This is a genomic window from Kistimonas scapharcae, assembly GCF_039540975.1.
In the GTDB taxonomy this organism is placed as follows: domain Bacteria; phylum Pseudomonadota; class Gammaproteobacteria; order Pseudomonadales; family Endozoicomonadaceae; genus Kistimonas; species Kistimonas scapharcae.
The window spans coordinates 1-7,490 of sequence record NZ_BAABFL010000345.1; the positions used below are offsets into that span (position 1 = coordinate 1).

General features: G+C 54.6%; 9 protein-coding genes. 4 read left to right on the top strand and 5 right to left on the bottom strand.

All coding sequences use genetic code 11. The annotated features are described in order from the left end of the window. Nucleotides 1–500, top strand: a 500-nt coding sequence (locus tag ABD892_RS12365; RefSeq protein WP_345196039.1) for a hypothetical protein, incomplete at its 5' end; no start/stop codon positions are given. A gap of 53 nt (nucleotides 501–553) precedes the next feature. Here ABD892_RS12365 and murJ read toward each other — a convergent pair. After that, nucleotides 554–2,122, bottom strand: coding sequence for a murein biosynthesis integral membrane protein MurJ (gene murJ / locus ABD892_RS12370; RefSeq protein ID WP_345196040.1), 1,569 nt, complete (start codon nucleotides 2,120–2,122; stop codon nucleotides 554–556). 197 nt (nucleotides 2,123–2,319) lie between these two features. On the opposite strand from murJ, the gene rpsT reads away from it, so the two are divergent. Further along, nucleotides 2,320–2,589 (top strand): 30S ribosomal protein S20, encoded by a 270-nt coding sequence (rpsT, locus tag ABD892_RS12375; RefSeq protein ID WP_345196041.1) that lies wholly within the window; start codon nucleotides 2,320–2,322, stop codon nucleotides 2,587–2,589. A 71-nt stretch (nucleotides 2,590–2,660) separates the two neighbouring features. Here the strand turns inward: rpsT and proB are convergent, their stop codons facing one another. The 4 genes from proB to rplU form a co-directional block, all read right to left on the bottom strand. Next, complete coding sequence (gene proB / locus ABD892_RS12380) at nucleotides 2,661–3,785, bottom strand: glutamate 5-kinase (protein WP_345196043.1); 1,125 nt, start codon at nucleotides 3,783–3,785, stop codon at nucleotides 2,661–2,663. A gap of 20 nt (nucleotides 3,786–3,805) precedes the next feature. Then, nucleotides 3,806–5,002 (bottom strand): Obg family GTPase CgtA, encoded by a 1,197-nt coding sequence (gene cgtA, locus ABD892_RS12385; protein ID WP_345196044.1) that lies wholly within the window; start codon nucleotides 5,000–5,002, stop codon nucleotides 3,806–3,808. A gap of 171 nt (nucleotides 5,003–5,173) precedes the next feature. Next, on the bottom strand, nucleotides 5,174–5,431 hold the full coding sequence (gene rpmA, locus ABD892_RS12390) for a 50S ribosomal protein L27 (RefSeq protein WP_345196045.1): 258 nt from the start codon (nucleotides 5,429–5,431) through the stop codon (nucleotides 5,174–5,176). A 17-nt stretch (nucleotides 5,432–5,448) separates the two neighbouring features. Beyond that, nucleotides 5,449–5,760 (bottom strand): 50S ribosomal protein L21, encoded by a 312-nt coding sequence (gene rplU, locus ABD892_RS12395; protein WP_345196046.1) that lies wholly within the window; start codon nucleotides 5,758–5,760, stop codon nucleotides 5,449–5,451. A gap of 295 nt (nucleotides 5,761–6,055) precedes the next feature. On the opposite strand from rplU, the gene ispB reads away from it, so the two are divergent. After that, nucleotides 6,056–7,036 carry an octaprenyl diphosphate synthase gene (gene ispB / locus ABD892_RS12400; RefSeq protein ID WP_345196047.1) on the top strand — a complete coding sequence of 327 codons (981 nt, stop codon included), beginning with the start codon at nucleotides 6,056–6,058 and terminating at the stop codon, nucleotides 7,034–7,036. Between the two features lie 97 nt (nucleotides 7,037–7,133). After that, a complete protein-coding gene (locus tag ABD892_RS12405; protein WP_345196048.1) occupies nucleotides 7,134–7,442 on the top strand; it encodes a response regulator in 309 nt (102 codons plus the stop codon). Nucleotides 7,443–7,490 lie beyond the last annotated feature (48 nt).

The following is a 7,490-nucleotide window of genomic DNA, read 5'->3' on the forward strand; positions in this document are numbered from 1 at the left end:
ACCAGAATCAGTGTTCAAGACTTACCAGAATGGGTGTTCAAGAGTTACCAGAATCGGTGTTCAAGTTGTGCCAGAATACGCATGATCTTCGCAACCCACACCGAGCATCATTGCCATATGCCATGGAAAGTGAACCAGTCCACCTCCCTGAATATGACACCTCCGATTTTGAGGCCGTCCTGGCAACACTAACAGCCAAGTTTGAATGCTTTCCTTCCGCTATGCAAAAGATTACAACCTGCATATGTTTACTTGACATGTATATGCAAGCTTATAGAACACCTCACGACCTGCAAACGATTTTAGAGCGGGATATCAGACGGGAAATTGCAGTGCGCCTGGATAGCAAACATCTAGATCAAATTCTTATAAATGCCTATATGGAGCAGTTACGGCAGCCTGTTATTGATCCAGACATCATTGCCGCACTGGCAGGCCTCGACCCATTTATCGCCACACCGGATAGTGGGTCGAAGCTACCACGCTTCCCTATAGGGTAAGTAAAAATCCTGAACGTGGCGGCAGTCCCAAGAATGCCGCCACCAATTTCAGCTTAATGCCTGAAGTGTCGAATACGCATCCCCATCATCAGCAGTGCGATCGCATAAATCATCACACCGCTGACCACGAGAATAATTATATTCTCAACTCGCGCCCACAAGCCCCAGTTCAACCACTGCTCAGGATCGGCGCATAGCCATACCAGTACCGCCCCCATGGCAACATTCGCCATTATCAACCGGAAGCCATAAACCGACCAGCCAGCAGCCGGTTTGAATACATCCGCTTTCCGTAAGCCACTAAACAGTAAACCGGCATTCAACAGGGCAGACATGGACGTCGCCAGCGCCAGCCCCACATGATCCAATGGCCAGACCAGGATGAGGTTGAACACCATATTAGCCACCATGGCAGTAACAGCAATCTTCACCGGAGTCTTGGTGTCCTGACGGGCGAAATAGCCTGGCGCCAGCACCTTGATCAGCATGAACGCCGTCAAACCCAACGCGTAGGCTCGCAGGCTCATGGCGGACATCATGACATCGCGCCCGGTCATCTGGCCATGATGGAACAGCGTGGCTATCAACGGCTCCGCCAGAATAAACAGGGCAACGCCGGCTGGAATACCGATGAGCAGCACCATACGCAGCGCCCAATCCAGCGTCGCAGAAAAAGCTTCCGGCGATTCCTTGGCGTGATTGCGCGACAGACTTGGCAGAATCACCGTAGCGATGGCAATACCGAAAATACCCAGAGGCAATTCAGACAGGCGATCAGAGTAATACAGCCACGACACACTGCCGGTTTGCAGGAAGGACGCCAACACCGTATCCAGCAGCAGGTTGATCTGGCTGACGGACACACTGAACAGTGCCGGGAGCATCAGGGTCAAAATACGGCGCACCCCTTCATCCTGCCAGCCCCATTTCGGTGTCGGCAGCATATCAATCTGCCAGAGGAACGGAATCTGCAGCAACAACTGGGCAATACCGGCAATCACCACACCCCAGGCCAGCGCCATGACCGGTTGTTCAAACCAGGGGCTCATCAGAATGGTGGCGCCAATCAAACTGGCATTGAGCAGTACCGGCGTGAATGCTGGTACCGCAAAACGTCCGTAACTGTTCAGTATCGATCCGGCAAACGCGGTCAGGGAGATCAGCAACAAATACGGAAATGTTATACGCAGCATACTACCTGCCAGTTCCAGCTTGGCAGTATCCTGATAAAAGCCCGGCGCAAACACCATAATCAGTAATGGTGAAGCAAGCATACAGAGAGAGGTCACACCAAATAGTGTCAAGCCAAGTGTACCTGCCACATGGTTCACCAGTGCCTGCACCTGCTCCTTAGGGCGCTTGGTGCGGTACTCCGACAACACCGGTACAAACGCCTGGGAAAAAGCCCCTTCGGCAAATAAACGACGAAGGAAATTGGGGATTTTGAAGGCGACAAAAAACGCATCGGCTTCCGCCTTGGAACCGAAATAAACGGCGATGACCACATCACGGGCCAGTCCCAACACGCGGGACAGCATGGTCATAAAGCCAACGGTAACACTGGAGCGCAACAGCCCCCGTTCCGGCTTGCCGGAACCCGGATCTTCAATGGGTGATGACATGAATACGGTGCATTAGCAGAATTTTCCCTGAGTGTACCCAATCACGGCCACCAGCGACCAGTGAAAAAAGTACGCATGGCGCGCGAAGGCAGGCCACGCATGGGGCGGCACCGAGAAATCCCTGTTGACAATAACTGACTCTGCCTTCATAGTTCCGCGTTTAGAAATACAGTCCGAAGTTTCAGGAGCACCTAAAGTTGGCTAACTCTCCTTCTGCTAAGAAGCGCGCCCGTCAGGCCGAACAGAGCCGCAAGCACAATGCAAGCCTGCGTTCCATGGTTCGCACATCCATCAAGAAAGTGATTGCAGCCGTTGAAAGCAAGGATGCAGAAGCCGCCAAGGCCGCTTACGCCGCCGCCGTTCCGGTTATCGACCGCATGGCTGACAAAGGCATCATCCACAAGAACAAGGCTGCTCGTCATAAGAGCCGTCTGAACGACAAGGTTAAGGCTCTGGCAACTGCCTGATCCGATACCCGATCATAGAAAAGCCGGCAATCGCCGGCTTTTTCTTTGTCTGCACAATGACCAGGATCGACTCAGACCAGCACCAGGTTATCCCGGTGCAACAACTCCGGCTCATCGATATAGCCCAGTATTGATGCAATCTGGTGTGAAGGATGACCGGCCAGCTTCATAGCATCTTCACTGCCATAGTTAACCAGACCACGGGCCACTTCATTACCCGACCCATCCACACAGGCCACCATCTCACCACGCTGGAATCGGCCTTCCACAGAACGCACACCGACTGGCAGTAAACTCCGCCCCGAATCCCGCAAGGCTCTAATCGCCCCGGCGTCGATGACCAGACGCCCCTGAACCCGCAACTGACCAGCCAGCCAGCGCTTCCGTGCTGCTTCCGGCGCATGATCCGGCAGCATCAGGGTTCCCAGCGACTCATTGTCATAGAGTCGCTCAAGCACATTCTCGATTCTGCCGCCGACAATCAGGGTTTTCGCACCCGAGCGGGCCGCCAGTCTTGCCGCACGCAACTTGGTTGCCATGCCACCACGACCCAGCTTACCGCCGCCAGACCCCGCCAAGGCATCCAGCTTTCGATCCGAGGCATAGGCTTCATCAATCAACTCAGCGTCAGGATCCGTACGCGGATCTGCCGTAAACATCCCCTTCTGATCCGTCAGCAAGGTCAGCACATCCGCTTCCACCAGATTGGCCACCAGCGCCCCCAGGGTATCGTTGTCCCCGAACCGGATCTCATCGGTCACCACGGTATCGTTTTCATTGATGACCGGAATAACCCCTAGATCCAGCATCGTGACCAGCGCACTGCGGGCATTGAGATAACGCTGCCGGTTTGACAGATCGGCATGCGTCAACAGAACCTGTGCGGTCTGAATCCCATGCTTCTCAAACGCTGACTGCCAGGTCTGCGCCAGCTCCATCTGCCCCACAGCTGCAGCGACCTGCAACTCATGCATCGCAGCCGGTCGCTCTTTCCAGCCCAACCGCGACATGCCCGCTGCCACCGCACCGGATGACACTAACACCACTTCCACGCCATGGCGACGTAATGCCGCCATCTGGGCCACCCAATGGGAAATACCCTCAGCATTCAGGCCACGGCCGTCATTGGTCAGCAATGCGCTGCCAATTTTGACCACCCAGCGACGGGTGTCGGCCAGCATCTCCCGGTTCGACATTAGTTCCTTGCTCCTAAGACTTAAGGGGCGTAAATGACTTCTACCTCGCCGTCATCGTCGTCTTCATCCAGCTGCGCTTCTTTCATCGCCCGACGCTTGAGCCGACGCTGTTCAGCCTGCTCGTGAATCCGGATACGGCCTTCCTCTTCCATGCGGGCACGGTGCTCGGCTTCCGCCTGGGCGAAGGTTTCGTCTTCCGCTTCCTGCAGGTTTTTCTCTTCAATGAAACGCATGATGTCCTGGCAGAGACGTTCGGTACCTTGTCCGCTGATCGCAGCAGTCCGATATACCGGCCCTTCCCAGCCCATCTCGCTGACAATACGATCGCAGATCGCATCACGATCCGACTCTGGCAGCAGGTCAACCTTGTTCAGAACCAGCCAGCGGTCGCGCTGCGCCACGGCAGGACTGAAGCTTTCCAGCTCATGAATAATGGCTTTCGCCGATTCTACCGGATCAGACTCATCAAATGGCGCCACATCCACCAGGTGCAGCAGAATCCGACAACGGGACAAGTGCTTCAGGAAGCGAATACCCAGACCCGCACCTTCAGCCGCGCCTTCGATCAACCCGGGGATATCCGCAATCACAAAACTCTGGTGTTGCTTGACACTTACCACGCCCAGGTTTGGTACCAGGGTCGTAAAGGGATAATCCGCCACTTTCGGCTTGGCATGGGATACGGAACGGATAAAGGTCGACTTACCCGCGTTTGGCATACCCAGCAGGCCGACGTCCGCAATCACCTTCAATTCCAGTCGAATATTACGCGCTTCACCCGGCTTACCCGGCGTGGACTCGCGCGGCGCACGGTTGGTACTGGACTTGAAGCAGCTGTTACCAATCCCGTTATGACCGCCCTTGGCCACCATGAATTTCTGGCCGGCATGGGTCAGATCACAAATGACTTCTTCGATATCTTCATCAATGACAGTGGTACCCACAGGCACTTTCAGCACCAGGTCTTCACCCTGCTTGCCGGTACAGTTGCTACCACGGCCCTGCTCACCGTTTTCCGCCTTGAATTTACGCTGGTAACGGTAATCCACCAGGGTATTCAGGTCATTATCCGCCACGACATAGACGTGGCCGCCCTTGCCGCCATTGCCGCCGTCAGGACCGCCCTTGGGGATAAACTTTTCCCGGCGGAAGCTCACACACCCATTGCCGCCTTTGCCCGCTTCCACGAAGATCGGTGCTTCATCGACAAACTTCATAAATCTCTCTCCACCTGCCGGGCCATCCGCGCCCCGTTTTCCCCAACGGTCCGAACCACCCGGACATAAAAGAAAAGCCCCGACCGTAGGCGGGGCTTTTCAACCATGAAAACGCGCTGACTTCACCTGTGTGAAAACACCGCAATCCTCACGGCTTATCTCACAACGGGATCAGGCCGCTTCGATTCGCACGTACTTGCGATTCTTGGGACCTTTCACCTCGAAGACCACCTTGCCGTCTGCCTTGGCAAACAGGGTGTGATCCTTGCCAACACCGACGTTTTCACCGGCGTGGAAACGGGTGCCGCGCTGACGTACCAGAATGTTACCCGCAGCAACGACCTGACCACCGAAACGCTTCACACCAAGGCGTTTACTTTCCGAGTCGCGGCCGTTACGAGTACTACCGCCTGCCTTTTTATGTGCCATTGATCAATCTCCTGATATTAGCCGCTGATACCGGTGATTTTCACTTCAGTGAACCACTGACGGTGGCCCATCTGCTTGCGATGGTGCTTCCGGCGGTGGAACTTGATGATCATGACTTTCTTGCCACGGCCCTGAGCAACCACTTCAGCGGCTACTTTAGCGCCTTCAACAACGGGTGCGCCGAGTTTTACGTCGTCGCCGTTGCCGATCATCAGCACCTGGTCAAATTCAACGGTTTCACCTGTGGCAATATCGAGTTTCTCGATCTTCAGGGTGTCGCCTTCAGCAACACGGTACTGCTTGCCACCAGTTTTGATAACTGCGTACATTTTAGTCTCCGAAAATCCTGGGCCTTTTTGTTAAAGGCATCCATCCGGACGGATGGAATTTTCTGTTAACCAACACTGTTTCCTGTGCCTGTGCTGCATGATGCTTTCCGGTAAACCGGCACACCATAACAAAGTAGCAACGGGCGGGATCTCCAGATTGGGGCGGCCATTGTAAGGAATGTCCAATAAGTGCACAAGCCTGATCTTCCCCAATCTCTCCGCCTTTGCTTGACAGGCTACCCGCCACCCCATAGGATTCGCGGGAATTTACCTTTAGTTATAAGCGCCCGCCTCAATGACTCAAAACCCTGCAGTCAGCACTATTTACGATACGGTCAGAGACGACTTCACGGCCGTTAATGCCTGCATCCTCCAGCAACTGCAGTCAGATGTGCCGCTGGTTGAGAAGATCGGACACTACATCATCGAGGCCGGTGGCAAGCGTCTGCGCCCTCTTCTGGTGCTGCTGGCCGCCCGTGCCTGCGGTTATACCGGTGAGCGCCATGTGGAACTCGCGACCATCATTGAGTTCCTGCACACTGCAACACTGCTACATGACGATGTGGTGGATTCCTCGGATTTACGCCGTGGACGCTCCACCGCCAATGCCAAGTGGGGCAACGCGCCCAGCATCCTGGTGGGCGATTTCCTGTATTCCCGCGCCTTCCAGTGCATGGTCAACATTGGCGACATGCAGGTGATGAACGTACTGGCCGATGCCACCAACGTCATTGCGGAAGGGGAAGTCATGCAGCTGATGAATGTACGCGACGCATCCATTTCTGAAGAAAAATACATGGATGTCATCCGCTGCAAAACCGCCATGCTGTTCGAAGCCTCCAGTCATACCGCAGCCATTCTGGCCGGCGCTGACGAAAAAACAGAAAAAGCGTTACAAGATTATGGCAACCATCTTGGCATGGCCTTCCAGCTGGTCGATGACCTGCTCGATTACAACGGCGACAGCGCTGAAATGGGCAAGAATGTCGGCGACGACCTGGCCGAAGGCAAACCTACCCTGCCTCTAATCTATGCAATGCGTGAAGGCTCTGCTGAACAGGGTGCATTGATTCGCAAAGCCATTCAGAAAGGCGGCCTTGATCAACTTGATGAGATTCTCACGATTGTAAGATCGTCCGGCGCACTGGAATATACCGAGCAGAAAGCACGCGAACAGGCGGACAAGGCAATCAATGCGCTCGCGCACCTGCCCACCTCGCCCCAGCGTGGCGCCATGGAAGAACTGGCCCGTTTTGCGGTGGCCAGAACCCAGTAACCCGGCCACTGTTTACCAAACCACTCTTGCCTGCGCCCTTCTACTGACCGCCTGAATCGTTTATAAACGATAGTGTAAGGTCAAGGAGCAGAGGGGCATGCAAATACTTCTGATTGACGATGAACTCGAAATCCTGCGTGCGATTCATCGCGTCATAAAACGGCATACTGACCATAACACCCTGATGCTGCAGGGGATTGATTGCCCTACGGAACTGGAAGGCCTGTCGTTTGACCTGATCATTACCGACCAGCGCATGCCCGGCCTGTCCGGCACCGACATACTCCACCATCTTGCCAGGCAAAACCACCCTGCCAAACGGATACTGCTATCTGCTTACACAGACTTTAACAATGTTGTAACGAGCTTTAATAACCTTAAATCCCGCTTAACCTTGGGAATGTGAGCAAGCTGGCCGTACTTTTGGCAACAGAGTACAGTTTTTGCACAAAAC

Excerpts from the sequence above, each read along its gene's own strand:
- murJ (WP_345196040.1), bottom strand. The coding sequence starts at position 2,122 with ATGTCATCACCCATTGAAGATCCGGGTTCCGGCAAGCCGGAACGGGGG.
- proB (WP_345196043.1), bottom strand. The coding sequence starts at position 3,785 with ATGTCGAACCGGGAGATGCTGGCCGACACCCGTCGCTGGGTGGTCAAA.
- cgtA (WP_345196044.1), bottom strand. The coding sequence starts at position 5,002 with ATGAAGTTTGTCGATGAAGCACCGATCTTCGTGGAAGCGGGCAAAGGC.
- rpmA (WP_345196045.1), bottom strand. The coding sequence starts at position 5,431 with ATGGCACATAAAAAGGCAGGCGGTAGTACTCGTAACGGCCGCGACTCG.
- rplU (WP_345196046.1), bottom strand. The coding sequence starts at position 5,760 with ATGTACGCAGTTATCAAAACTGGTGGCAAGCAGTACCGTGTTGCTGAA.
- ispB (WP_345196047.1), top strand. The coding sequence starts at position 6,056 with ATGACTCAAAACCCTGCAGTCAGCACTATTTACGATACGGTCAGAGAC.
- ABD892_RS12405 (WP_345196048.1), top strand. The coding sequence starts at position 7,134 with ATGCAAATACTTCTGATTGACGATGAACTCGAAATCCTGCGTGCGATT.